Raw genomic sequence first — 25459 nt, forward strand, 5'->3', positions numbered from 1 at the left:
CGGATAGCAGCGCCGCACCGCGTCAGCCGTAGACGCCCTCTTCGATTGCAAGTCCTCGCAGATCGGCGATCGTGCCGCTGCGTTCCGCCTCGTACAGGCGCCAGATCACCCGCAATCCTTGGAGACTGCTGGCCCCGTCGGTGACCGGGCGCTTGCCCGTCCGGATACAGTCGATGAAATGCTCCGTCTCGTACTGCGTTTTTTTGCCCGCCGCGTTGTCCTCCATCAGGATGCGGGTCCGCGACGTTGTGTCGAGATCGGCTTGTTCCGCCGCGATGTTCGAATGCAGGTACAGCTTGCCCTCGGCGCGGTTGTACTCCAGCATTCCTTCCGTGCAGTGGGCGTGAATGCTGTAGCCGAGCCGCGTCCCGCGAGCGCCCCACGTGCCGAAGTGGTAGCCGACGGCGCCGCTCTCGAATTCGATCGCCAGATCGCTCGTCCCTTCCTTCTCCATCCAGGGCGTACCGAAGTTGGTGCCCAGGTGAAACCCTTTAACCGGCCGGCCCAGCAGCCAGAGCATGAGGTCGATGTAATGGCAGCCGTGGCTGAACAGCTGGCCGCCTCCGAGCCGCTCCGCCGACTCGGTCCAGTGCCCGGACGGAAATCGGGTGAACTGCTCCGTCCAGATCGACAGATGAAATACGTCCCCGTACGTCTTGGCGTCGATCAGCTCCTTCATCTTCCGAACGATCGGCCAGAACCGCACCGGATAGGCGCTCATCAGGACGAGCCGACGGCGCTCCGCCTCTTCGATCAGCCGCAGGCATTGCTCCTCGGTATTGCACAGCGGCTTCTCCATCAGCACATGCTTGCCGGCTTCGAGGCAGGCCAGTCCCACTTCGAAGTGAAGATCGTGCGGAAGGGCGATCAATACGGCGTCCACCCGGTCCAGCAGATCGCGGTAATCGATTGCTGTAAAGGCTGCGCCGAGCCGCTCGGAAGCCGCTCGGGCGCGGTCCTGATCGATATCGCAAACCGCCGTCACCTCCAGCCGGTCGCTCAGCGCCAGCAAGCCTTCGGCATGGCCCTTGCTCCCCATGCCGCCGCAGCCGATCAATCCCATCCGGATTTTGTTCATGCGTTTCATCCATCCTCTCGGGTTCTCTTAGTTGAAACTGTCTGTCTATGCCCTATAATAGGGGTAACTCCGCATGGACGTCGTTGTCTTTAAGGTCCAACGTTATGCCAATTCGGTCGGGACGGAAGGGAGACGGCTATGGAGCGTCCGAGACATACGCTGCTGGAAGAGTTGTCCATACGCAAATTGGTTACGTTTTACTACCGGGAATTGACCAAACAGTTCTACACGAGCGGGGAACGCCACGATTTTTGGGAAATCGTCTACGTGGACAAGGGCGAAGTGGACATTTTCACCGACGCGGGCAATCAACGGCTCAAGCAGGGAGATCTGATCTTTTACAAGCCGAACGTGTTCCATGGAGGACGGGCCGCCAACGACAAAGCTCCCAACCTGATCATCCTCTCGTTCGAATGCTCGTCCCCCTGCATGCGGGCGTTCGAGGACAAAACGATCCGCCTGCTGGAGGAGGAACGGCTGCTTCTGTCGCGCATCGTCCGGGAAGGGCTGCAGGCGTTCGAGCCCGCGATCGATTCCCCTCACATCGCGAATTGTCCGAGCAGCCGCGAAGGCGCCCCGTTCGGCGGGGAGCAGCTGATCCGCAATTATCTGGAAATTTTGCTCATTCAGCTTTATCGCCGGACGCAGGAGGTAGAACGCTCCTTACATCCCTCTTCCGTCGTGGCCGAAGCCGAAGGCGACGAGGTTGTAGATGCCGTCGTCCACTATCTCCGCGAGCATCTGTCGGACAACTTCACGCTCGATCAGCTGTGCGAGCGGTTCACGATCAGCCGTACGCGGCTCAAGACGCTGTTCCGGGCCAAGACGGGCTGCGGCGTCATGGAATATTTCAACCTGCTGAAAATCAGCCGGGCGAAGCAGCTCATGCGCGAGCATACGGCCAGCTTCTCGGATGTAGCCGAACGGCTCGGGTACAGCAGCGTCCATTACTTCTCCAAGCAGTTCAAGCGGATCTCGGGCATGTCTCCTTCCGAGTACGTCCGCTCGGTCCAAGCCCGGACGGCGTCGATTCGAGGCCGGGACGCGACGGGAGGCGACGGCGACCGGCTGCAAACGGGTCGAGACAGACCGGATTGGCAAAAAAATGGCCCGCAATGACAACGCTTTCGAATCGAACCGGGATTATGATGGAGAGGAGGTCGATGGAAGACATACCGATCGGAAGGGGAAACGCCACTTGAGCAGAGCATCGAATGGGATGGCGGTCGTCATGCCGACGGCCTGGCTGGCGACCGGCTGCGGTCAAGGAAACCAGCCGGCTGCTCCGGAGCGGACTTGAACACGGCGCTCAGGAAAGCGGAAGAAGATGCGGTGAAGAGCATTCAGGAACGGTTGAACAAATAGAGGTCTGCCCCAAAGCAAAACCCGCTTCGGCGGGTTTTTGCACGTCTTTTGGCGTTTTGTTGCACGTACGGAGGATGAAATTGGCCCGCCTTGCAGACAGGCAACAAGGCGAGGCGCTTTGTCGACGCCCCGTGCCCATTCAGCCGGAGCTGCGATCCGGGCAATGGACGTTAGCGGCCGTATCCCGCCCCGCCGTGTCTGAATCACCTTCCCGGCTATGACCAGTCACGGTCAAAGCATTCGAAAGATCATGACCGGTGATGGCCGGAAAGTTCCTGTTAGGAGGCATGCGAATGCTCTACAATGATACTTATTTCGAGCGGCATTCCGATAATGCCATAGAAACGGATGGTGAGTGAGAAACGTGTATTGGAAAAGGTTTCGCGCAGCATGGCTGGCTTTTGCCGGTCTTATGGGACTGATGCTGGTGGGGCAGACGGCGGTTGCCGCGCCCAAACCGATCGCGGTGTACCATAATGAGGCGCCGCTGCAATTTGAGGACGCTCAGCCGGTCATTCTGGACGGGACGACGTTGGTGCCGTTTCGCGCTTTGTTCGAAGCGCTCGGGTTTCAAGTGAAATGGATCGACTCCGGCGGCGTTCGCCAAGCGATCGGGAGGAAGGACGACTTGAACATCGAGCTTACGATTGACGGCAAGGCCGCCAAAGTGAACGACGAATTCATCCCGCTGGAAGTTCCGGCGCAAATGCTGAACGGCAGCACGATGGTCCCTCTGCGGTTCGTAGCCGAAAACAGCGGCTATGAGGTGACGTTCGAGGATACGGGAAGCGAATATGTCATTAACGTATGGGGCGGCGGCGACGATCCGGACGATTCGGGAGACGGATCCGCGTCGATCGAGCCTTGGGTCGTGAAGGGCTTCGTGAAGGACGGCAAGGGGAGTCCGCTGGAAGGCGTGCAGGTTATCGCGGACAATATGCTGCTGTACAACAGCAACCTGATTGCCGTTACGGACGCGAACGGCGAGTACCGTATCGAATTGCCGCAGCTGGCGACCACCTGGAATATGAGCGCCGAGCTGAAGCGGAAGCTGAACGGCAGCACGATTCAGATCAGCTTGACTCCCGACAACGACAACCCGTTTGCCGGCAACACGGGGGCGGTGCGCCATTTCGTCTGGGACTCGACGGGGCCGAGACCGGAAGGCTGCTATTCGTGCAGCGGCAAAGTGCTTTTCTATATGGCCGATTACTTCCATCCGGACAATCCGGATCTGCCGCCGCCGAGCCGCGAAGACGTCGAGCTGACGCTGGTTCCCGTCGGGCCGCTGCTGGACGGAAGCGAAGGCGAGACGATCATCGCGCATGGGGAGGATTCGGGAGACGGCTTCGGCTTGCAGGACGTACCGTTCGCCCGTTACAAGATCGCGGCCCGCTATGCTCCGCAGGACGGCGAGCCTCGCGCCATGCTCGTTCGGGTCCGCAACAAGGGCGAATATGCGGAATCCGTTACGGCCGATTTTCAATCGATCACCTCCAGCATCCATCATATCGAGGTTGAAGTGAAGCTCGGTCCGAAATAACGATCGCCCCGTCACGTGCCGAAAGCCGCGTTTATCGCGGCTTTTTGGCATTCATACGGATCGTGGCGGGGGCTTTTTCGTTTTTGTATATGCGGTTCAATGATGTTTATTGAGCTCCGCACGGCGGTTTGTTATGTTCGGACAAGGGAGGCGACGCTTTTTCCAAGGAGCGGAACGGGTATCTCCACTTGCGACGAAAGGAGGCGAAGGTCGCTTTGTAAGCGCAATCAATGCAAAGGCGACGCAATCGACTGATGCAAGCAACGGTATAAACCCAACGTGTCATGGAGGTGTTCGATTGATGAAAAAGCGGTCGAGACGAAACGTTTCCATCGTTCTGCTGCTCGCTCTGATTATGTCCGCCGTTAGCCCCGTACTGGCGGATACGGCTCGCGCGAATACGGCGCGGACCAACCCGTACGCCGCCAAACTGAATGCAAGCATGGCCAACGCGACGCTGCCGAATCTTCCGGCATGCACGTCCGCGACGGACAGCTGGGGCTTGGTCTACACCCATGCCGTACATGCGAAATGGCGGGCCTGGGCGATTACGCATTCGCTCAGCACGTTAACCGACGGGCAAAAAGAAAGCTTGAAGGGCCAGAGCAAGGCGCTCGTCGACTATTTAATCGGCTGCCAGCTTCCGGAAGGAAACTGGTGGAAGGCCGGGAGCGGCCGGACCGGCGACGATAACGCCAACCGGTTTTTGCTGCTGTCGCTGCTGGACGCGTTATGGATGCTCCGGACAAACGGCCACTTTCAGCAGGAGATGCCCCAATGGCTCGAGCGGCTGAAGCCGGCGGTCGAGTACCAATACAACTATTACGGCCGGCAGAGCCGCGTCGACAGCTACGGGGACATCTCGAAGGAGTACGCCAATGCCGACGCCGGCTATGCGTTCGTCATGGGGCTTTCCTGGAAGCTGTGGCAGGAGGACCGGTATTTGCGCAGTGCCGAGGCGTTTCTGGACGCGATCGATTCGAACGTGATGCCGGACGGCGCTTTCCATTACTTGCAGGACAGCAACGAGGTGGCTTCCTACCACGAGGTGACCGTCAACTGGCTGTCGCGGCTGTACACGATCGCCGGGCTCGAGAAGGCGGCGGCCATCATCCGGAAGACGGTCGATTATTACCCGTACCTGCTGAACAATTCCGGGGGCGCCGAAACGTCGTCCCACGTCTGGTGGAAGCAGTCGCCCGTCGTAAACGACTACGTGCCGCCGTCTCTTCCGGACATTGTCGCCGCGCTGACCGGGGACGGGCGGAACAAATGGTACGCCGAGCGCCTGCCGATCCTGTATGTCGATCCGTCCTTTTACGGAGTCGACTATTGGCGCGACGACATCGTGCCGGTCGCCCCGGCGGACAGCCGAGTCGTTCGGGATCGGAACCTCGGACCGATAGGCGGCGCGCGGGGATGGCACGGCGATTTCAACTGGGTCGGTACGCTCGGGCAGACGGCCAATACGTTTGTGGGCGTGCGGACGATGCGGGGCGCGATGGGGTCGAAGACGAAAAACGGCTATATCGAGCTGGTGAAGCCCGAGGTGGAATTCAACGGGTATTCGGCGGATGCCACCGCCATCCACTACCCGAAAGCGCTCGTAACGTCGCCCGAATTCGCGGCATTGTCCGCGCGGTATAAGCCGAGGAGGGCCCAGTATATCCATGTCGGCGAATACCCGGAATCGCCGTGGCAGGTCCATCAAATATGGCTGCAGCTGAAAACCGGCGTCGTCGGCCTCGTATCGATGCAAAGCTTGGCGGAGCAAAGCCCGAATTACGCCAGAGTGCATCTCAAGGCAAGCGAGAAAGAAACGTTCGCGTTCCAGCCGGTCGCCCCGAACGTGTTCGGACTCGGCGATTTGCGGGTTTCCGTGCTGGCCAATTCGTTCGGCTCCTCCGACCTTTCGTCCAAGTCGCTGTACGTGGGGAACGGAAGCAAGCAAACGTACGCCGCCGGACAAACGTTCGACGTGGCCGCCGACATTTCCCCCGTCTGGGCAACACCGGGCGACGGCTTTGCGAAGCTCGAAGCGGGTCCGTTTCTCGGCTTCCACATCCGCAAGGACTCGCAGCGGTACTACGTGTTTTCCAATACGTCGGCCGAATCCCGCGATTTGACCTATACGGTCGAAGGCGGCTTGAACGCGGCCGACGTGTACAAAAGCTGGGTGACCGTCGACGCGGCCGGTTACAACCCGCCCGTTTCCGCGAACGGAGCAACCCTTTCCGTCCCGCAGGTTCCGCCATACGGTCTCGTTGTCGTACGGACGGATGGCGCTTCAGACACGGCTCCTCCGCAAACGGACGCGTCCGTGGAGGGGATCGAGCGCAACGGCTGGTACGTCTCCCCCGTCACGGTGTCGCTCACGGCGTCCGACAACGGCGGCTCGGAAGTGAAGGAAACCCGGTTCAGCCTGGATGGCGGAGCGACCTGGACCCGTTACGAGCGGCCGATTCGAATCGGCGAGGAAGGCCGGCATGCCGTCGCCTACCGGTCGGAGGATACGGCCGGAAATATCGAGGACGTACGCACCGTCGAGGTGGGGACGGACTGGACGGGGCCGATCCTTGACGGTCCGCGGCAAACGTCGTATCGGCAAACCGACCCGATCGAGCTGACGGTATCGGCCGACGATGCGCTCAGCGGAGTGGAGCGCCTCGAAGCGAGGCTCGACGGGCGGCCGATCGGGATCCCTGCGCGCTTCGACGCCTTGACCGTAGGGGCCGGCACGCACGTCCTCTCCGTCGAGGCGTCCGATCGGGCCGGCAACGTGACGGAAGCGGTATACGATGTAACAGTCGAGGTTACGCCCGACGACTTGGCCGAGATCATTCGGAAGGGGGCGGACCGGGGATGGATCGACAACCCCGGGATTCGGAACGGCCTGATCCGTAAAGCCGAACGCGCGCAGGAGGCGAAGTCGGACCCGGAGCGGCTGGCTCAAGCGCTGAACGCGCTCCGGCACGAGATCGAAGCGCAGTCCGGAAAGCATATTGCGGCGGAGTTCGCCGAGCTGCTGCTGGACGATATCCGGTACGTACTGGAGCAAAGCTGACGAAGACGAGGAAACGCCCCGTTTGCGAAACGGCGTTTCCTCTTCGTCTTTTTCCTGGGGGAAGCCGCCGCTCCGCCCCGCTCCTTCGAAACCATGCCGAAAGTCCGATTCTCCCCCGAACCGCGAAGCAACATCGGGACGGAAGCCCTATTCGCATGGGAAACGGCTTCATACAATCTTTAGAGTGTCGTGACACGGGGTTAACATGCGGCAGCTATGCTGGAGATGCCACCCACCCGAACAATTCGAGGAGAGTGAAGGGATGCGAATCGCAATCATGGGAGACTTCCATTACCCGCGCATGCAGCACGCCGGGAACGAGCTGCTGAAGGCGAGAGAATCGTTTTTCGGCGGCATGCTCGAGCGTTTTATGGCGATCGAGGCGGACCTGCACGTGTCGCTGGGCGATTTGACCAACGAAGGCACCGAGGACGAGCTGGGGTACGTATTCGGCAAAATCCGATCGTTGGGCGGCGGCAACTCGTTCGTCCATACGCTCGGCAACCACGACACGTATTGGATGCCGAAGGCGGACATCTTGGCCATCACCGGCCAGCTCCGGTACCGGGCGATCGAGACGGACGAGGCCGTCGTCCTCGTGCTCGATACGACGAGGGAAATGAATCCCGCCGACTGGGGCGGCGAGCTCGATCCGATGCAGCTCGAATGGCTGGACGGACAGGTTCGGCGCTCGGAGCGCAAGCCGCTGCTCGTTTTCGCCCATCATCCGGTATACGGTACGACGGCACGATCGACGATAAGCAAGCTTTCGATCGATCCCAACATCGACATCCGGTCGATTTTGTCCAAGAAGCAGGGCTTCGGCGTCTACTTCTGCGGACATAACCATCAACACTCGATCGTCCGCGAAGGCAACTGGCATTTCGTCCAGACGGCCGCGGTGCTCGACGTCCCCGCCTTCCGGATCGCCGAAGTCCGCGACGGCGCGCTGTCCGTCGAAACCGTTCGCGTGCGGGACGAGGAGCTGCAACGGCTTGCGCGGCTGATCGGCGGGAACATGGTCTACTTCGGGCTGCACGCGGAGGCGGACGGCGATCCGGCGGACCATGCGCTGCGCGTGGACGAACGAATCTTGGAACGGAGGTAACCGAGTCGGCGAGTCGTATGATTCTCATTTATTTAACGGGAACCTTAGTCAAATGCAATAAGGTAATCGTTATTGGAACGGATAACAGGTAAGTGAATAAAGGATGTTTAAAGTGAAGTCGCAGCATCGGAAACATCAACATGTTGAAAAGTACGGAATGAAGGAAAGTCCAACCATGATCATATTTCATGGCTCCCAATAAATAAAGCCCTCCTTCAATAGCCGAATAAAGCGAGACCCAGAGGAAAACCCATGATATCGACTTCCAGCGTTTATTGGGGAATCGCCCCAGGTAAATCAATGGAGTACAGGCAAAGCAAATCATGGCAAGCAGTTCAATACCCGTATAGGACGGAATCCAAGATATCGGTGTATGGCGCCATAAGGGATATTCGTATGTAAAATAGTTATAAAGAGCATCGCAAAATAAGAAATACAAAATTGTCGAATGATATTTTTGCCAGGTTCTCCAATCGCCCCATTTCCATGCAGCAAGGATAAAAGCGATTGCTAGAATGATGAAAACCGGCTTATCATCCATGGTCTACTGTACCCCACTCCTTATTTTGTATGGATGGAACACTCGTTTTCTTGGCTGTTCATGCTCATGGCATTTGTTAATATTTACAAATTATCCGGTCTAGTATACAATCAACATTTCGATCGCGATCAATCGAATAACCCTCTGCCGATCAAGTTTGCCGTAACCGGCTTCTTCCCGATTTCTCGCGACCATACGGATAATTGACCGATGTGGTGGATCTCGTGGGCGATCACGTGCCGCATCACTTCGCCATACGTATGAGCTTCCCGTTCCCCTTCATCCGTGATATCGATCATAATCCGGCTTTCCAGGCTATCCTTCCAGTCATAGACAAACGGCGCAAGTTCCAGGTGGCAACGGGCGGAAAAATCTTTGATTTGCTGCAAGCCGGCCACGTTCTCGAACGGAGGGATTTCGATCGATTTTCCTTGTATTCCCCCGCATATCCAGCCATACTCTACTGCCACAATGTGATGTAGAGTAATAAGGATGGATCCTACGCCGCCCGTTCGTCTTTTCATCAACTCCTCCTCGTTAACCGTGCCGCACCAATCCAACCAATCTTTGCGAACTTGCCAATTATATTCGAATAGTTTCAACATGTCGCAGCCTCCCCATAAGATACTGTGTTTCGCATAATAACAGTGCTCAGCGTCCCGGTCGCCGAAATGGCCGCGAAGGCGGACGAGCGGCCCGGCAAGCCGGAACGCGAAGCAAGGGCAAACGCAAACAACAAACACCTTTTCGCTCGGAGAAGCGAGAAGATGTTTGTTGTTTGTTCCGCTTATCGAACGGACGCCAGATGCTCGTCCAGACGATCCCACGTCTCCGTAATGCCCTGCTCCATGCCCATGTCCAGGACGGCTTTGAGCGCTTCGGGGGACGCGTATGTCGCCCGGTTGACGAGCTTCGTCTTGCCCTCGTATTCCTCGAACAGAAGCACGATGTCGCTCGAAGGCATGCCGGCCGCCTCGTTGCCTTCGGCGTCGGAGAAGTAGTCCACGTAGGCGATTCGCTCCGCCTCGACGATTTCCTTGTACACGGCTTTGCCCCACGATTCCATGCCGTAGAAGCTGCCTTGGTTCTCGTCCATGCACTTCATGCAGTAATGCCAGACGCCGCCCGGGCGGAAATCGACGGTGCAGACGGTCAGCGTCCAGCCGCGGGGGCCCCACCAGCGCTTCAAGTGCTCGGCCTCGGAAAACGCCTTGAATACCAGCTCGCGCGGCGCGTCGAATACGCGCTCCAGCGTCAGTTCGTTGCCCTCTACCTTGGTCGTCATTTTGCTCGTCATCGTCATCTTCCTCCTAATGGGTTATCCGTTTCTTCGCCGGATGGCTTGGCGGCGTGCGCCTCAACTTCACACTCTTAATATACCCCATTGTGAATATTCCCGTCAAGGAATATTTTCGTCATTCCGCAGCACGACATAAAGGGCCCCCGTCGCGGGAGCCCTCCTCTTGCTTACTTGCTCTTGTTGTAACGGTCGTAGGCCGCCTTGTATACGTTCATGTAGTCGGCCACGCCCATATTTTTGACTGTGTTGACGTACTTGTCCCATTCGCCGAACGAGGCGGCGCCGGTAATGAATTTCGCCTCCATCTCGGTGATGAACGTATGGATGTCGGTCCCTTTCGTCTTCATGAAATCCGTCTCTTCGTCCGTGAAGTTGAAGTTGTACCACAGCTCCTTGATCGCATGCGGCTGCGCCTTCTTGCCGGCTTCGATCGATTCGGGCAGCGTCTCGGAGCCCTTGAAATATTTTTCCTGCACGTAGCCCGGGTAGCTGCCGCCCATCCACGAGACGTATTTCGTCAGCGCCTGGTCCATCGTCAGCCCGTTCGGGTTTTTCTTGATCTCGTCCACGAACTCGAGCTTGCCGTCGGCCGCCTTCGTATAGCTGACGCCTTCCTTGCCCATGAAGTAGAACGTCGCGCCCTCGTCGCCGTAGAAATGGTCCATCCAGCGTACGGTCGCTTCGACGTTTTTGTTTTTGTTCGTAATGACGAACGCGCCCGGCCATACCATCGGCACCTTGATGTGCGTATACAGCTGGTCGCCGTGCGGCCCTTTCAAGGCGCCGAGACCGAAGTAGCCTTCGCCGTTGAACTGCGTCTTCGGGTTCGGGTTGATCGTCGCGCCGAGCAGCCCTTTGCCGCCCTTCGCGTACAGCGCGTTGCCCGTCTGGGTGAAGACGTCCTTATCGATGAGCCCTTCCGCGTACAGCTTGTTCATATATTGCAGCAGCTCTTTGAAGTTGTCGGTCGTACGGAAGAAACGAAGCTCGTTCGTCTTCGGATCGACGTCGACGTACTTGTGGCCGAGTCCGCGCGTGCCGACTCCCCATGCCCCCATCAGCTGCTCGATGAGCGGATTGATGCCGGTGCCGCTGTACGGAATTTCGTCGGCTTGGCCGTTGCCGTTCAGATCGGTCGACTTGACCGCCTTCAAATAGTTGTACAGCTCCTCGGTCGTCTGCGGCTCCTTCATGTTCAGCTTGTCCAGCCATTCCTTCTTCACCCAGAGCGGCGTCCCGATCAGCATCGGCAAAAATTCCGGGCTGTAGAACGACGGGAACGAGTAGATGCCGCCGTCCGGCATCGTCAGCGCCTTGCGCAGGTCCGGATATTTGTCCATCAGCTTTTTCAAGTTCGGGGCGTACTGGTCGATCAGGTCGTTCAGCTTGACGAACACCCCTTGGCCGCCGTACTTCATCAGATCGGCCGCCGGTACCCGCGCCGAGTAAAGCGCGTCCGGGTAATCGCCGTTGGCGAGCGCCAGGTTCCGCTTCTCGGTCAAGCTTTCGAACGGAACGGTCTGGAAGTTGACCTTGATATTCGTCATGCCGGCATACTCTTTCCAGACGAGCCGCTCCTCGAACTTGTTGCTGCCGTTCGTCGCCGCAAGCCCCGTGAAAAACGTCAGCTCGATCGGCTCCTTCGCGATCGGCATGCCCGTCTTGTTGACGTTCGAATTCGCTGCCCCTTTGTCCCCCTGATTGTTCGACGTCCCCCCGTCGGCTTGTCCCCCGTTCGAAGCTCCGCAGCCGGCGAGCGCCGTAGCGACCATGACGGAGCTAACCGTCAGGGCGGTCCATTTCTTGAATTGCATGTCGTTTCATCCTCCCACCGATGTGTATATCTGTATGCTAAGAGGGCGCTGCCCCGAATAGCCTCAACCTTTGAGCGCGCCGACCATGACGCCCTTGACGAAATACTTTTGCAGGAACGGGTACAGCGCCAAAATCGGCAAGTTCGCCACGACGACGACGGCGTACTTGATCAGCTCCTCGTCCATCAGCGTCTTGGCGTGCGACGAGTCGCCCGCGTTCGTCATCTGCTCCATCTGCCCTTGGATCAAAATTTCCCGCAAAATCAGCTGCAGCGGATAGTCGCTCCGGTCGGTCAAATAAATCATCGCGTTGAAGTACGCGTTCCAATGGCCGACGCCGTAAAACAAAATCATGACGGCGAGGATCGGCATCGACAGCGGCAGCACGATCTGCCGCAGGATGCGCATATCCGAGCAGCCGTCGATGGCGGCCGCCTCTTGAATTTCGTTCGGGATGCCGGTTTGGAAAAACGTCCGCATAATGATGATGTTCCAGACGGACACCGCATTCGGAATGACGAGCGCCCAGATCGAGTTCGTCATGCCGAGCTGCTTGACGAGCATATAGGTCGGGATCAGTCCCCCGCTGAAAAACATCGTGAACACCATAATCGCCATCATCAGGTTGCGTCCGCGCAAATCGCGCTTGGACAGCGGATAGGCGGCCATGACCGTCATGACGAGATTGATCGCCGTGCCGACGACGGTGTAGACGATCGTATTGATATAGCTCGATACGATTTCCTTGTTCTCGAACACTTTCTCGTATCCGGCCCACGTCAGCTCCTTCGGAAAAAGCCACATGTCGCCGTTCAGGACGTGCGCCGGATTGCTGACCGAGGCGCTCAGGACGAACAGAAGCGGGTATAGGACGACTATGGAGAGCATGGCGAGCAGCGCGATATTGACGGCCTCGAACCATTTGTCTCCCAAGCTGCGCGTTTCCATCGGACGGTTACCTCCTACCATAAGCTGACTTGATTCACTTTTCTCGCGATCCGGTTCACCGTCAGGAGCAGGACGAAATTGATGACGGAATTGAACAGGCCGACCGCCGCCGAGAAGCTGTATTGCGCGCCCAATATGCCGCTCCGGTACACGTAGGTCGAGATGACGTCGGAGCCTTCCATGTTGAGCGAGTTTTGCATCAGGAACACCTTCTCGAACCCGACTCCCATCAGCGTTCCGATGTTCAGAATGAGCAGGATGACGATCGTCGGCCGGATGCCCGGCAGGTTGATGTGCCAGATGCGCTGCAGCCGCGAAGCGCCGTCCACCCGGGCCGCCTCGTGAAGCTGCGGATCGATGCCCGCCAGCGCGGCCAAATAAATGATCGAGCTCCAGCCCATCTGCTGCCAGACGCCCGAGAGGACGTAGATCGGCTTGAACCAGCCGGGCTCCGTCATGAAGAAGATCGGCTCCCCGCCGAACGCCTTGACGGCCATGTTGACGAGACCGCTCGTCGGCGACAGGAACATGAGCACCATCCCGACGACGACGACGGTGGACAAGAAGTGCGGCGCGTACGTTACGGTTTGCACGAACCGCTTGAACCCGTTCGAGCGCACCTCGTTGACCATCAGGGCGAGCACGATCGGGACGGGGAAGCCGACGACGAGCTCGAGCAAGCTGATGCCGAGCGTATTTTTCACAAGCCGCCAGAAGAAGTAGCTGTCGAAAAACCGCTCGAAATGCTTGAACCCGACCCACGGGCTGCCTCCGATGCCTTTCGTCGCGATAAAATCTTTGAACGCGATTTGCACGCCGTACATCGGCCAATAGTGAAAGACGACGAAGTACAGCATGACCGGCGCGATCAGCGCGTACATTTGCCAATGACGCAGGAGCGCCCGAACCGCCGCATGCCGTCTTTTCGCCTTGCGGCCGGTTGTCGTTACGATACGCTGCGCATGGATTTGTTCCAAACGGATAACCCCCATTTTTATCATTAATTTCCAATATTTATTGTAAAATCGAAAAAGAAAACGATCGAGAGCCGAAAGCAAAGAAGCGCTTCTCCGGCTGTACGCGCCGGAAAGGGGCCGCTTTTCTTTCGGGTTTTCTCGTCGTCTCCACCCGATTGATTATTCGATTGAAGGGTGCCACAGCGATTCGTCGCTGACCGACACGTAGTCCGCCCCCATCGCGAACGCTTCCTGCGCTTCCTCGCGGCGGCGGATCAACCCGCCGACAATGAGCGGGGAGTCGATCCGGTCCTTCACGTGGCGGACGATGCGCGGGAGAAGCCCCGGCATCAGCTCGACCTCGTCCGGACGGCTAGCCGCAACCGTCCGCAGCGCCGTATCGAGCGCGACGGTATCGATCGCGAATACGCGCTGGACGGCGATCAAGCCGGCTTGCTTGGCGGCCTGCACGATGCCGCTCTTCGTCGTGATGATCCCGTCGGGACGGAACGTCTCGGCCATATAGCGGATAAAGGCGGCGTCCCGGCCGATGCCCTCGACCATCTCGATATGGACGAACAGCCGCTTGTCCGTCTCGCGGACGCGTCTGACGATCGTCTGCAGGCGGTCGATGCCGCCCGAGACCAGATTGATCCGGCGCACGCCGCTGGCGAGCGCCGAATCGAGACTTCGTTCGTTCGTAACCGATGCGATCATGCGATCGATCGAATAGGCGGTCTTGTCCATTTGTCGGTATCCTCTTGATGTCTGCGTATTGGAATGTCTTCTGAAGTAAGCTTACCGCCGAATGATTAAGATCGCGTCAACTGGGGGTTAAGATTTTGTAAAGCACATTCACGGAATCAGCTGGACGGATACGTCGTCGAAGCGAATCTGCGCCTTCGAGGCGTGCAGCCCGAAGCCTCCTTTGCTAAGCAGCGTATCGTACGCGGCAAGCTCCTCCGTACCGTTCACGTAAAATTTCAGCATCCCTCCGTCGGCGACCGCGCGGAACGTATAAGACGTGCCGGCGTTGAACGTATACGGCTTTTCCGCGAGCACGACCGGCGCCGCCTCCGCCGCTTGTCCGTCCACCACCTTCTCGATGCGCAGCTTGCGCGCGGAGCCGTCGTTGTACGCGACGAACCGGTAGCCGTCGTTGCCGCCGAGCGAGCGGGCGACGATGCCGGCACGGCCCGGCGCCGTTCCCCAAGCGACGACCTTTACCTTCGCCTCCCCGATCGTATCGCTCCAATCGTTCTGGCTGCGCGTGCGGATTTCCGAGCTCGTCTCGTTCAAGCTGTCGCTGTACAGCTCGAAGTTGTTGATCAGGAAATGCCCTTTGCCGATATCCCACCGATCGCCGTCCACGATCTCCGTCACCTTCATGTCGTCGAAATAAGCGTCGCGGCGATGGGTGCCGAGTCCGGCGCGACCGATCAGGATGTCGGTATCGTAGGCGGTGAGCTGCAGCACGTTATTGACGTAAAACTTGAGCACGTTGCCGCTTGCGATCGCCTTCAGCGTATACGTCGTATTGTGGCTCATCGTATAGGGGACGCTCGCCAGATTCGTGCTCGTGCCGTTGAAGTTTTTCGTGATAACCAGCTGCGGGGAGCCGCCGTTCGTATAATATTGGAAATGGTAGTTGTTCGCCGGGTCTTGGTAGCGGGCATACAGGCCTACGCCGTTGTAGGAGCCGTTCGACGCCAGCGTCGTTACCTTCGCCTCCACGAGCGCGTCGGTCCACTTGCTCACCGTTACGGCCGCCGCACTCGTCTGGCTGCTCGCCGATTGGCGGTATACCTTGGACGTTCCCTGCGTGTCCACGCTCCACGTCCCGGCCTTCGGCTCCAGTCCCGCCGCGGAGCCGTTCTCGAAGTCTCGCGTCTCGCTCGTCAAGCCGGCCACGTCGAACGAATCGTTCAGCACGGGCGTTCCGGCCGACGGGCTAGACTGACCGCCCACCGTTACGAAGCCGCCCGACGGCGCGAACGCGATGGCGCTGCCGTTCAGCTTCACCGCAGTGACGCCGGGCGCGTAGATCGTAACCGTCGGCGCGAGCACGTCGCTCGAATACAGCTCCAGCGTCGGTCCGTCGTAGCGGACGGACAAATGGTGCACCGTCGCCGTCGCGGCGATCAAGCTCGTCGTGCCGTCCTTGAGCGACGTCCCCCGGGCGATGGACGCCGACCGGAGCGCGCCAGCCGGCGTTTTCTCGACGTAGGCGACCTCGCCGTCGGTCGTGAAGGCGTCGAAGCTTCGGGTCGCCGGCGCCGTCTCGTGGGACAAGTAATAATACGAGACGTTGCCGCCGTTGCCGGCGTCGTGCTCGATTTTGAGCGCCGTCGCCACGGTGGACGCCGCCCCCGTCGCCAGCCGCGCGACCGTCGGGTTGCGATTTTGTCCGGGCGCCTGCGGGAACAGCACCGTGTCGAACGTAGCGCTTCCGGTCGCCGTCTTGCCGTAGGACAAGTAGCTTACGCCGCTCTGGACGACGCCGGCGGCGTCGGAATAATACCCGTCCGTATGCACGGTGGCGGTCGTCGAGCCGGGATCGGCCGGTACGATTTTGACGTTCGCTTCGCCGGCGAAGCTCGTCGACGCCCGCTTCGTCGCGCCGTCGAGCGTCACGGACGTCGGCATGAAATGCCAATACTGCTTGTACGCGTTCGCGATCGAGCTGCCGGTCATCCGATCGGAGACGATCCAGAAATCGGGCTTCGCGAAAAAGATTTTCCGCTCGTGAACGATCGGCGCGTAGTCGCTGTGCTGTCCGTGGTAAAAATCGAAGCCGCCGTTCGAGTACCATTTGATGTGCCGGCGGTCGAGGTTGCTCTGGGTGTTGCCGTTCGGCTCGACCGTATTGTGCGCTTTCGTCGTCTTGCGCAGCCAGTTGCTCGACGGGATGTCCAAATAGTTGTTCACCCCCGGATCGACGATGAGCCGTTTGCCCAACGCGTACATCATGAGACTCAAATCGTCCGGATGGTTATGGGAGCCGGTATAGTCGGTGTCCTGATTCTCGATCATCATGTAGGCGTCGTTCGCCCCCCAGCCCGACCGCATGACGGCGAAGCTGTTCGGGTACAGGACGGACAGGTTGGACGGCACCGTTCCTTGCGCTCCCTTCGTCCCTACATATTGAAAATCGGTTCTGCCGTAATAGGTCGCGTAGTCGTTCAGAACCGACCCGGTGCCCAAGCTTTTGTCCGACGTGTCGCCGATCATCGGCACCTCGAAGTTCGGCAGCGTCAAGTCCATGAGCGCTTCGCCGCCGCGCTCCAGCACCTCCTGCAGGTCGCCGAGCACGGAATAGCCGTTCATGGCGCCGAGCTTCTGGAGCCGGTTCGCAAGCGACAGCGAGTACAGGTGGTAGTTTTCCGTCGGCTCGACGTTCATCCCGTCGCCCTTGACGTTTTTGCGCATATATTTGTACGTCGCCCCTTCCCCGCGCATGCGCCAGTTTTCCGCATCCTTGAACTCGGGGAAATAGACGCCGGCCGAGTAAATCGACCACGCCAAGCTCATGTACCAATTGTTGCCGCTCGTCCCTTCGATGCCGTCGTACAGCATGTCCGCCATTTGCCACATATGCTTCAGGAAGGCGGTATGGCCGTTCGCATCGACGACCGCGTCGTTTTTGAACACGGTATAGGCGCTGATCCAGTTGGCCACCCGCTTCGCCATATCGAGCTGGTTGTTGTCCGTGCCGAACGCGAGCGAGTTGCCCTCGTCCGCCACATATTCGAGCGTGAACTTCATCCACGTATCGGCATACTGCGTCCGCCGCGGATCGGCTGCGGGGAGCGCGTTGTAAGACGGCGCAAGAATGGCGTTCATCATGAAATCCATGATGTAGTAGTGCGGACCGCCGAACTGGGTCGGATCGCCCGGGTTCCAATGGTACGCCCAATCGATATTGCCGTTGAAGTCCCGCACCTGTCCGTCCGTAAACTTGAACGTATAGTCGGCCAGCTCGTCCGCGGTCGAGCTCATCGGCGACGTGACGGGCGTCGTGCCGACGTCGAAGTGGACGGGGGACGTCCGGGACCGGTAGTAGGCAAGCAGGCTCGCCTTCGCCGCGGCGTAATCGCCGTTCTGCACGTGCGTCTTCACCGTCGCGAGCCCGGGGGCGTCAAGATCGAGCTTGTCGAAGAAAGCGGCGTCCGTCATATTGCTCGTATCGGTATAAGCGTGGCCCGTCGCGGCCGCGGCGGTCAGCAGGACGAACAGCGCGGCCGCGAAGGCAAGCGCCAGCCGGACGGCGTGCGGCGGGCGGAGCGGACCGGATCGGGATCGGTCGAGTCGAACGGATTCGTTCATAAGTGACACCTCGCTTGGTTTGGGAATGGATTGTTGCGGGTTTCGTCGAAACGGTTCGGGTCGGCAAAAAGGACGTTCGACGACAACGTCGTGCGGCTCTCGTAAGGGTCGCGCCCTCGCCTCCTTTCCGGATCGGACTTCCCCGGTTCGGTCCGCCGGTACCGCCGGCTAGTCCGACTTGCCAAGAATGCGCTTACATTTGCGGGGATGGTTTCATCGTACGGCATTCGTTCGTCCGAATGGAATGGACAAAACGGTACGCCGCTTGGACAAATGCGCCCAAATGCAAAAAAAGCGCGTTCCCGGCCGCTTGGCGCCGCCCTGCCCGCACGCTGGCTTCTTCGTCGCTTCCGGTACCTGTCATATTGTCATTTGGCGTTCCCTTGCTATACTAGTTTCATAGCCATATAGGCCGATAACGGAAAAGGGATGGTTTACGATGCGAGTGACGAACATGATCAGCGCGGTACCGATGCTGCTCGGCTTTTTTACGGCAACGGCGGCCGCCGCCGGGGAACCATCGACCGACCCCGTCCAGCTCTTGCAATTTCGCTCCGCCTCCTCGGCCGAGCCGGTAGAAGCGTCGCTTCGGGGCGCGGACCGGTTCAAGGTCGCCTGGCGGCTGGCGGAACCGTCGCCGGAGCTGCTGCAGCGGACGGATGACGGCACGTTCCGCTATCGCAGCGGCGGGCGGACGTACGCCGTGCTGCCCTCCGGCGCCCGGACGCCCGATCCGGGGCAGGACGCGAAGCCGGCATCCGATCTCCCGGACGCCCCGTCCCCCCTCGTCTTCGACGGCAACGCCGTGCGCAGCGAAGCCGCGGGCGGCGGCTGGACGTATACGCTTCCGGAGGGCCGGAGCGTGCTGCCGCAAACACGGCAAACCGATGCGCGGTCCAACCTCTACTTTCAGGACGACGCCTCGAACTGGTATTCGTTGACCGCTTCCGGGGAAGAACGATTCGTGCTGAGGCTGGACGGAATCGGGGACCGGCCGAAGTGTGTCGTCGCCCCGTCCGGCGACTCGGCATGCGCCTCGCCGGCACTCGGCTTGATCGGACTCAGGGAGAAGTCCGACGCTCCCCGCCTGTATATGGACGGCCGGGAAACGTTTTTCCCGATGCGTCCCGCCGTCATCGACGGGGTCACCTACGTGCCGCTGCGCCCGATCGCGGAGACGTTGAAGGCTTCCGTCGTTTGGGGGGAAGAAGACCAGTCCGTCACCATTAAGGGAGAGCGCGCAGTGCGCTTGGCCATCGGCCGGCCGGGGGCGACGGTCGACGGCAAAACCGTCCCGCTGGAGCATCCGCCGCTGCTGATCGACGACACGACGTTCGTGCCGCTGCGGTTCGTCGGCGAAGCGCTTGGCGAGACGATCATATGGGAAGAGGCGACCCGGACTATCCAGATCGCCTCTCCCCAATAAGTTATTGCGCGTAGTCGCCGGAATAATTGATCAAGGCGACGTCCAGGACGCCGTTCAGCGCCGAAAGCTCGTTCACGAACGCCGTATTGTCGTCCCGAAGCCGCATCTCCAGCGTCAGCTCGGTGAAATCTTTGCGCACCGTTTTCGATTTCAGCTGGTAGTTCATTTTGCGAAGAAAGGTGCGGACGTCTTCCGTCGCCGATTCGTTATGCCGGATGACCAGCAAGTACGGCTGCCCCCGCACTTTTCTCCGCGAAAGCCAGAACAGCGCCAAGCCTACGGCCAGCGAGCCGATGATCGTAACCGGGTACAGCTTCGCGCCCGTGGCGATGCCCGCGGATACGGCCCAGAACATGTAGACCGTGTCCAGCGGGTCCTTGACCGCCGTCCGATACCGGACGATACTGAGCGCTCCGACCATCCCGAGCGACAGCACGATATTCGTGCTGATCGTCATGATGATGAGCGTCGTGATCATCGTCATCAGGACGAAGGTGACGTTGTAGTTGTAGCTGTAGACGACGCCGCGAAACGTTTTGCTGTACACGTAGTAGATGAACAGGCCGGCCAGAAACGAAACGATCAGTCCGATGATGATGTCGATATAGGAAATATTCCGGAACGCCTCCAAATGAAGCACGCTCTTCTTGAATAAATCCTGAAAGCTAGTATTGTCGCCCATGAAACGAACTCCTTCTCGATGGTGGCTATCGTTATTTGTACGTATAGTGCCGCATGCCGATCTCCCGGCAAAGCACATATTTCGAAATGGCCGACCGGGCGTGGTGCTGCGGCTGCATCAGCTGCCGCACCGCCTCCGGCAAATATTCGTTGAATTTGATCTCCATGATCGTTTTCCCGGGCTCCAGCACTTCGACAAGAGCCAGCCCGGGATCGAACAGATCGAGCGTATTGATCCCGGCCGCCAGCTTCTTGTCGAACGTCACCCGGACGTCGCCGTGCTCGTATATATACGCTTCCCGGGTGTAATCCACGATCACGGCCGGACGGAATCCGCGCTGCTCGACGGCGAAATAAAAATCTTTCAGCAGCGGAACGGTCGCGTCCTTCAGAACCGACCCTTCCCCCGCGAGAAGCCGTTCGTACTGCTCGCGGTGGAGCGGCGCGGCTTCTTTGCAGATGTAGTCGCCGTACTTGCTCTTGCGCTCCAGCTTGATGACGCCGTCGCTGCCGTTGTAGATGCGAATCCGGTATTTTTGCCGGCTGAAGATGCCGTTCACTTTGTCGTACAGCGAATGCTCGTGCGGACCGTCGAAGTACAGGCTGCGAATGGAGTAGCCTTCCTTGTCCTCCGAATTCCCGTCCAGATTCAGCATGGCGGAAACCCGCTGCCTCAGCTGCACGTATTCGTGAGGGTGAATGTAATACTTCAGTTCGTGACGCAGTTTTCTCCCCATAAATTGCATCGCTATTCCACCTTTATTTGCCTGATCCCGAAATAGAAATTGCCCTCTTCATCCTCATGCTGGTCGAAAGCGATTTGCGTGTTCCCTTTCTGATCCCGCACGACCACTTTCCAGTAGTACGTTCCCGGCTTCAACGCATCGACGACCGTCTGCGTGCCGGTCAGACCGGTCCGGTTCTCGACGCCCGTCGTGAACAGCGGATCCTTGGCGATCGACCAATCGTAGAACAGCTCGTCGCCCTGCAGGTCGAACGAATGCTCCCAGACGAACACGTGCTGGCCCGAATCGTTTTTCTGCACATCCCCGAGAAAGATCGGCTTCGGCTTCTGGACGTCTTCCTCGAAGCGGGCGAGCGAGCGGCTCGGCGTTTCGGCGATAATGCGGAGCTCGTCATCCAGCTTGTTCGTTTGAATCGGATAAAAGTTTTTGTCCGGCGCGCGGGCAAGGAACGGCTCCAGCACCGGCTTGTACAAAGCCAGCCGCGCCGCGACGGATTCGTTGTTTATCGTCTTGTGCAGCTCTTCGATCTTGTCGCGCAGCAGGCGGACGTTCGCTTCGCTGTGGAAAAACCGGTTGTGCAGCACGTTGCCCCAATAGGTGCTGATCCCGTTGCCGAAGGGGCTGATGCTTTGCAACCCGCGCTGCAGCTCCCAGCCGCCGTCGTAATCCCATGGCACGAAATACCACTTGTTCGAGTTGAGCGGCGAGTAGAGCAAGAAATTGTGCGCCGCGGTGTCCATATTGTCCATCAAGATGTTGGCCGCGAGCCAAGTCAAATAGTTGTCCAAATCGAAATGCTTCGCGATGACGTCGTTGATCGGAATCGCCCGGTTGTTCACGTCGTCGAGCATCGCCAGCAGCTTGTCGTGATCTTCGCGGCCTTCGATTTCCAGCACCTTCTCGAACGCCTGCTTGTCGTAGCCCGGGTCGGACTGCGACTTCAACGATTCGGGGTAGCGGAAAAACTCGAACATTTCCGCTTTGTACAGCTGCCCGTTCGGGTCCAGCCAATGGTTTTTCAAAAACTGCTTGTTCGGATTTTCGATATGCGTATACAAGCCGTAATCGACGAACGGCTGATTGCCGTTGCCGCCCGCCGACAAATCCTTCACGAACAGCCGGACGAACTGCGTCCGGAGACTCGCGATGTCCGGCAGTGTTTCGAACAAGTCGAAGCTGAGCTTGTTGCGGATCCGGGACGAGTCGTAGTAGTGCTTGTTCAAGTTCAAGATGCGCTGATCGCGCCACAATCCGGCTTGCTCGTTCAGCTTGATTTTGTAGGACCGCTGCGGCGCGTAACGGGCCGTGTTGCCGCGAAGGCTGATCTTCGCGTTCGCCTCGGTCGTGCCGTAGCCGAACGTTCCGGGAACGGTCCCGCTGCCGTCGGCCGCGCCTTCCTGGATGATGATGCTCATGTCCCCTTCTTCCATCCAGTCCTTGATCCGATTCAGTCGATACCAGTCGATCGACTGCTTCTCGTCGGTCTGATTCGGCATAATCGTCACGTACAGGCCGGCGAGCGACGTATCGTCATCGCGCTCGTACAGTCTTTTGTCCTCGACGAACCTTTCGGACGCCGCCGGAGCCGGCTCCTGGGCGACCGCCGGCACGGCGCCGGCAGGCTGCCGCTCCTCCGGCGCCTCGTCGGTGCACGCGGACAGCAGCCCGGCCAGCACGAGCAGCATCGTGGCGGCGGCCGCCGCCTTGGCACCTTTCCGTCTCCGGAAAGGGTTAAGCGACGGGCCGGACTTTCCGGCGGACGGGCCGAGCGGCTGGTCGCAGTACGTATAATAATCGATATTGCGCACGTACGTTAGAAGACGGGCCAGCGCTAAAGCCAGCGCCGCGAACGAAGCGAGCACCAGCCCCAGCCCGTGGCTTTCCGCCTGCATCGTCCAATAACTGAAAACGGCATTCAAAACCACAAACAAACCGCTGATCGCAAGCGCCCCCTTCCTGTCGTCGTAATACAGCATCAGCAGCATGACGATAAAAGCGTGAATGAACAAATAATAGCCGAGCACGAGAATGATGAACGTATCGATCTGCTCCATCGTGAATCCGACGACGGGCAGCAGCTTGATGCCCAGCGCGATCGATACGACGGTGGCCAGCAGCTGCACCTCCATGATGAAGCCGATTTGCTGCATCAGCGTTTGCTGCATGTTTTGCTTCGCCCGCTGAATTTCCGGATACGTCCCCCCGTGCAAAATAAAGGCGTAATAGTCCCGATATTTTTCGTAGAACGACGTTTCCATCGATACGACGAACGTGACCAGCGTCGGCAGTATCGTCAAGTAAGCGTAAAACACCGGCGTATCGTAAAACGGCGAAATGACGTAGGCTTCCGCAACCCGGACGCCCGTCGGTCCCGACCAATAGACGAAGCTGTGGACGTACACCCCTGCGTAAAAAAACGTGCCGATCCCAAATAAGGCGGGGTACTTGCGGAAGTACTCCGTAAAACGGAAGTAGTCCCGGCTCGACGACCGCGGCATCACGCTCGCGAGATGCCGGGCCGAGAGCAGCGCGATGACGAAAAAGCCGGCGTCGATCATGACCAGGACGGCCGTCGCGCTCTTCAGCCCCGTCCAAGCGAGCATGAGCCACGTTCCGGCCACCGCAATCGCCACCCCGTACAAAAAGTTGCGCACGATCCGCTTGTAATCCTTCAGCGCGGACAGCAGCACCGATTGCAGCCAAATGACGATCAGCTCCTCGAAGAAGACGAACGCCGAAAGCTTGTAGCCGGCCCCGGCCGGAACGCCGCTCAAAAAGATCGCGGCGATCAGCGCGCCGATCGGCAGGCAGATCGCCGCCGCTCCGTAAAACGACGAAAGCAGGTAATCGTTTTTCTTCTGGTAGATCATGTCCGATATGAAACGGGTCAGCAGCATGGACACTCCTCCGGTCAGGAGCACGGAGAACACGAAGCCGTACACGACGGTCGCCAAAAACAGCTCCCGCTCCAAAAACGGAGCGCCCTTCGCCGTCATCAGCTGCTGCATCGCGATAATCATCGTGACGCACAGCACCATCGGCCCGACCGTCGTCAGCGACGAATACCCGTAAGCCTTCATGTGGCTCAAAATCCCTTGATCCCGAAACAGCTTTTTCAGTTCGAAGCCGATGCCCGCCATGGTCCCGCCCCCTCGTAGGATGCATAAAGCTTCCGGTAGCTTTCGATAAACCCTTGAAACGTATAATGCTTGCGAATGCGCTCCAGACCGTTGCGCCCCATCTGCTCGCGCAGCTGGCGGTTGCGGCACAGCTTGACGATTTCGTCGGCCATCCGGTCGTAATGCATGACCGGGACGACGACGCCGGCGGGGCCGATTCCGTCGTCGAGCCCGTACAGCAGCTCGCGGCAGCTGCCGACATGGGTCGCGACGACCGGCTTGGCGCTTGCCATCGCCTCCAGCACCGCCAGCGGCATTCCTTCGCTTATGCTGGAGAGCAGAAGAATATCCATCCGCCCCAAATAGTCTTTGATGCGGACGCCACCCGTCAGGACGATCCCTTCCACCTGCAGCGATTCGATCAGCTGCACGCATTCGTCGTAATATTCCTCGTCCTCGTCGGCGGGCCCCATGATGTACAGCTCCGCCTCGGGGACTTGCTGCTTGACGAGCGCGAAGCTGTGGATCATCGTCTTGATGTCCTTGATCGGCACGATTCGCACGATCGCGCCGAGGCGGATGTTCGGCGAGCCGTCGGAGGGCGGTCCTGCGACCTCCTCGTAATCCCGGTCGTTGACGCCGTTCGGGATGATCCGGATTTTGTCCGGATCGCAGCCCAGCTCGATTTCGATTTCCTTGTTCCGGTTAAACAAGGTGATCACTTGGTCGGCATGGTCGTATGCGCATTCGGACAGACGGTAAAAGTATTCGATCCACATGTCCTTGAAGTAGCCTTTCACCCAGTCCGCCTTGATGATCTCTTCTTCCCTTTCGCGCGAATAGATCCCGTGCTCGGTCAACAGAAACGGCTTGCCGTATAGGCGCTTGGCCAGCGAGCCGATCACGCCCGCATAGCCCGTCGAGACGCTGTGGTACAGATCGGCCTCCGGGATGGGATGGCGCAGCGCCAAGTAAAGCGGCATGACCATCGACCGAACCGCCCACACCATCTCGGTGAACGGGAGCTGCTGGTACTTCTCGGCGCACAGCTCGGCGACGATGCGAAAAAACGGCTTGCTCATGAGAAAGTCGGCCGGAACCCGGAATTGCTCCGACCGCAGCAGGCCGAACAGCTCTCCCCAGTCCACGCCCCCCTCGTTCGTAAGCAGCGAACGGAACGCTTCCCTCTGTTTGCCGGTCAGCCGAACCGATCGGCTCTTCTCCCGCGATTGTTCCGCCGCACCGTCCAAAAACGTCTCCTTCACCTCGACGACGTTCGGAGGAAGCGTATATTTGTACCGGCCTCGCTGGCTGGCGTTCGCGCCGATCGTATAAATCACGAATTCGTGCTCGGGGAAGTGGGTGACGATCGAGTGGATCCAGCTCGATACTCCGCCCGTTACGTACGGGTAAGAGCCCTCGGCAATCATGCAAATTTTCATGT

At 59.1% G+C, this 25459-nt stretch carries 18 protein-coding genes; 5 read left to right on the plus strand and 13 right to left on the minus strand.

The features are described 5' to 3' along the window. Window positions 1-22 precede the first annotated feature (22 nt). Window positions 23-1078, minus strand: a complete 1056-nt coding sequence (locus tag DLM86_RS14780) for a Gfo/Idh/MocA family protein (protein WP_158289481.1) — start codon at window positions 1076-1078, stop codon at window positions 23-25. Between the two features lie 138 nt (window positions 1079-1216). On the opposite strand from DLM86_RS14780, the gene DLM86_RS14785 reads away from it, so the two are divergent. The 4 genes from DLM86_RS14785 (at window position 1217) to DLM86_RS14800 (ending at window position 8158) form a co-directional block, all read left to right on the plus strand. Continuing rightward, window positions 1217-2197, plus strand: a complete 981-nt coding sequence (locus tag DLM86_RS14785) for an AraC family transcriptional regulator (protein ID WP_110840808.1) — start codon at window positions 1217-1219, stop codon at window positions 2195-2197. Between the two features lie 610 nt (window positions 2198-2807). Next, window positions 2808-3986, plus strand: a complete 1179-nt coding sequence (locus DLM86_RS14790; RefSeq protein WP_146250215.1) for a stalk domain-containing protein — start codon at window positions 2808-2810, stop codon at window positions 3984-3986. Between the two features lie 301 nt (window positions 3987-4287). Then, window positions 4288-7050 (plus strand): OmpL47-type beta-barrel domain-containing protein, encoded by a 2763-nt coding sequence (locus DLM86_RS14795; protein ID WP_110840810.1) that lies wholly within the window; start codon window positions 4288-4290, stop codon window positions 7048-7050. Window positions 7051-7312: 262 nt separating this feature from the next. Then, window positions 7313-8158: a metallophosphoesterase family protein gene (locus DLM86_RS14800; RefSeq protein WP_158289482.1), complete on the plus strand. Its 846-nt coding sequence runs from the start codon at window positions 7313-7315 to the stop codon at window positions 8156-8158. 28 nt (window positions 8159-8186) lie between these two features. On the opposite strand, the gene DLM86_RS14805 is transcribed toward DLM86_RS14800, so the two are convergent. The 8 genes from DLM86_RS14805 to DLM86_RS14840 all read right to left on the minus strand — a co-directional run bounded on the left by DLM86_RS14805 (window position 8187) and on the right by DLM86_RS14840 (window position 18043). Continuing rightward, window positions 8187-8699, minus strand: coding sequence for a CBO0543 family protein (locus tag DLM86_RS14805; protein ID WP_110840812.1), 513 nt, complete (start codon window positions 8697-8699; stop codon window positions 8187-8189). 128 nt (window positions 8700-8827) lie between these two features. Beyond that, on the minus strand, window positions 8828-9304 hold the full coding sequence (locus tag DLM86_RS14810) for a DinB family protein (protein WP_110840813.1): 477 nt from the start codon (window positions 9302-9304) through the stop codon (window positions 8828-8830). Window positions 9305-9486: 182 nt separating this feature from the next. After that, the gene (locus DLM86_RS14815; protein ID WP_110841051.1) at window positions 9487-9996 is read right to left on the minus strand and encodes an SRPBCC domain-containing protein; all 510 of its coding nucleotides are present in this window, start codon (window positions 9994-9996) and stop codon (window positions 9487-9489) included. Between the two features lie 170 nt (window positions 9997-10166). After that, window positions 10167-11813, minus strand: coding sequence for an extracellular solute-binding protein (locus DLM86_RS14820; RefSeq protein WP_110840814.1), 1647 nt, complete (start codon window positions 11811-11813; stop codon window positions 10167-10169). Window positions 11814-11876: 63 nt separating this feature from the next. Beyond that, on the minus strand, window positions 11877-12761 hold the full coding sequence (locus tag DLM86_RS14825) for a carbohydrate ABC transporter permease (protein ID WP_110840815.1): 885 nt from the start codon (window positions 12759-12761) through the stop codon (window positions 11877-11879). 14 nt (window positions 12762-12775) lie between these two features. After that, the gene (locus tag DLM86_RS14830) at window positions 12776-13642 is read right to left on the minus strand and encodes an ABC transporter permease (RefSeq protein WP_245954626.1); all 867 of its coding nucleotides are present in this window, start codon (window positions 13640-13642) and stop codon (window positions 12776-12778) included. Between the two features lie 255 nt (window positions 13643-13897). Continuing rightward, the gene (locus DLM86_RS14835; RefSeq protein ID WP_110840816.1) at window positions 13898-14464 is read right to left on the minus strand and encodes a glycerol-3-phosphate responsive antiterminator; all 567 of its coding nucleotides are present in this window, start codon (window positions 14462-14464) and stop codon (window positions 13898-13900) included. Between the two features lie 108 nt (window positions 14465-14572). Further along, on the minus strand, window positions 14573-18043 hold the full coding sequence (locus tag DLM86_RS14840) for a heparinase II/III family protein (RefSeq protein WP_110840817.1): 3471 nt from the start codon (window positions 18041-18043) through the stop codon (window positions 14573-14575). Window positions 18044-18482: 439 nt separating this feature from the next. Here DLM86_RS14840 and DLM86_RS14845 point away from each other — a divergent pair, with 439 nt between their 5' ends. Next, a complete protein-coding gene (locus tag DLM86_RS14845; protein ID WP_110840818.1) occupies window positions 18483-19469 on the plus strand; it encodes a copper amine oxidase N-terminal domain-containing protein in 987 nt (328 codons plus the stop codon). A 1-nt stretch (window position 19470) separates the two neighbouring features. Here the strand turns inward: DLM86_RS14845 and DLM86_RS14850 are convergent, their stop codons facing one another. The 4 genes from DLM86_RS14850 to pelF are packed head-to-tail and all read right to left on the minus strand — an operon-like array spanning window position 19471 to window position 25457. Further along, the gene (locus tag DLM86_RS14850) at window positions 19471-20151 is read right to left on the minus strand and encodes a DUF4956 domain-containing protein (RefSeq protein WP_110840819.1); all 681 of its coding nucleotides are present in this window, start codon (window positions 20149-20151) and stop codon (window positions 19471-19473) included. Window positions 20152-20182: 31 nt separating this feature from the next. Further along, entirely contained in the window at window positions 20183-20896 is a 714-nt protein-coding gene (locus tag DLM86_RS14855; RefSeq protein ID WP_110840820.1) for a polyphosphate polymerase domain-containing protein, read from the minus strand. A 2-nt stretch (window positions 20897-20898) separates the two neighbouring features. Then, window positions 20899-24036 carry an exopolysaccharide Pel transporter PelG gene (gene pelG, locus DLM86_RS14860; protein ID WP_110840821.1) on the minus strand — a complete coding sequence of 1046 codons (3138 nt, stop codon included), beginning with the start codon at window positions 24034-24036 and terminating at the stop codon, window positions 20899-20901. Next, complete coding sequence (gene pelF, locus DLM86_RS14865; protein ID WP_110841053.1) at window positions 24012-25457, minus strand: GT4 family glycosyltransferase PelF; 1446 nt, start codon at window positions 25455-25457, stop codon at window positions 24012-24014. Before pelF ends, pelG begins: the two co-directional genes overlap by 25 nt. Window positions 25458-25459 lie beyond the last annotated feature (2 nt).

The sequence above is a fragment of the Paenibacillus flagellatus genome, assembly GCF_003217775.1.
GTDB classification, from domain to species: Bacteria; Bacillota; Bacilli; order Paenibacillales; family NBRC-103111; genus Paenibacillus_AB; species Paenibacillus_AB flagellatus.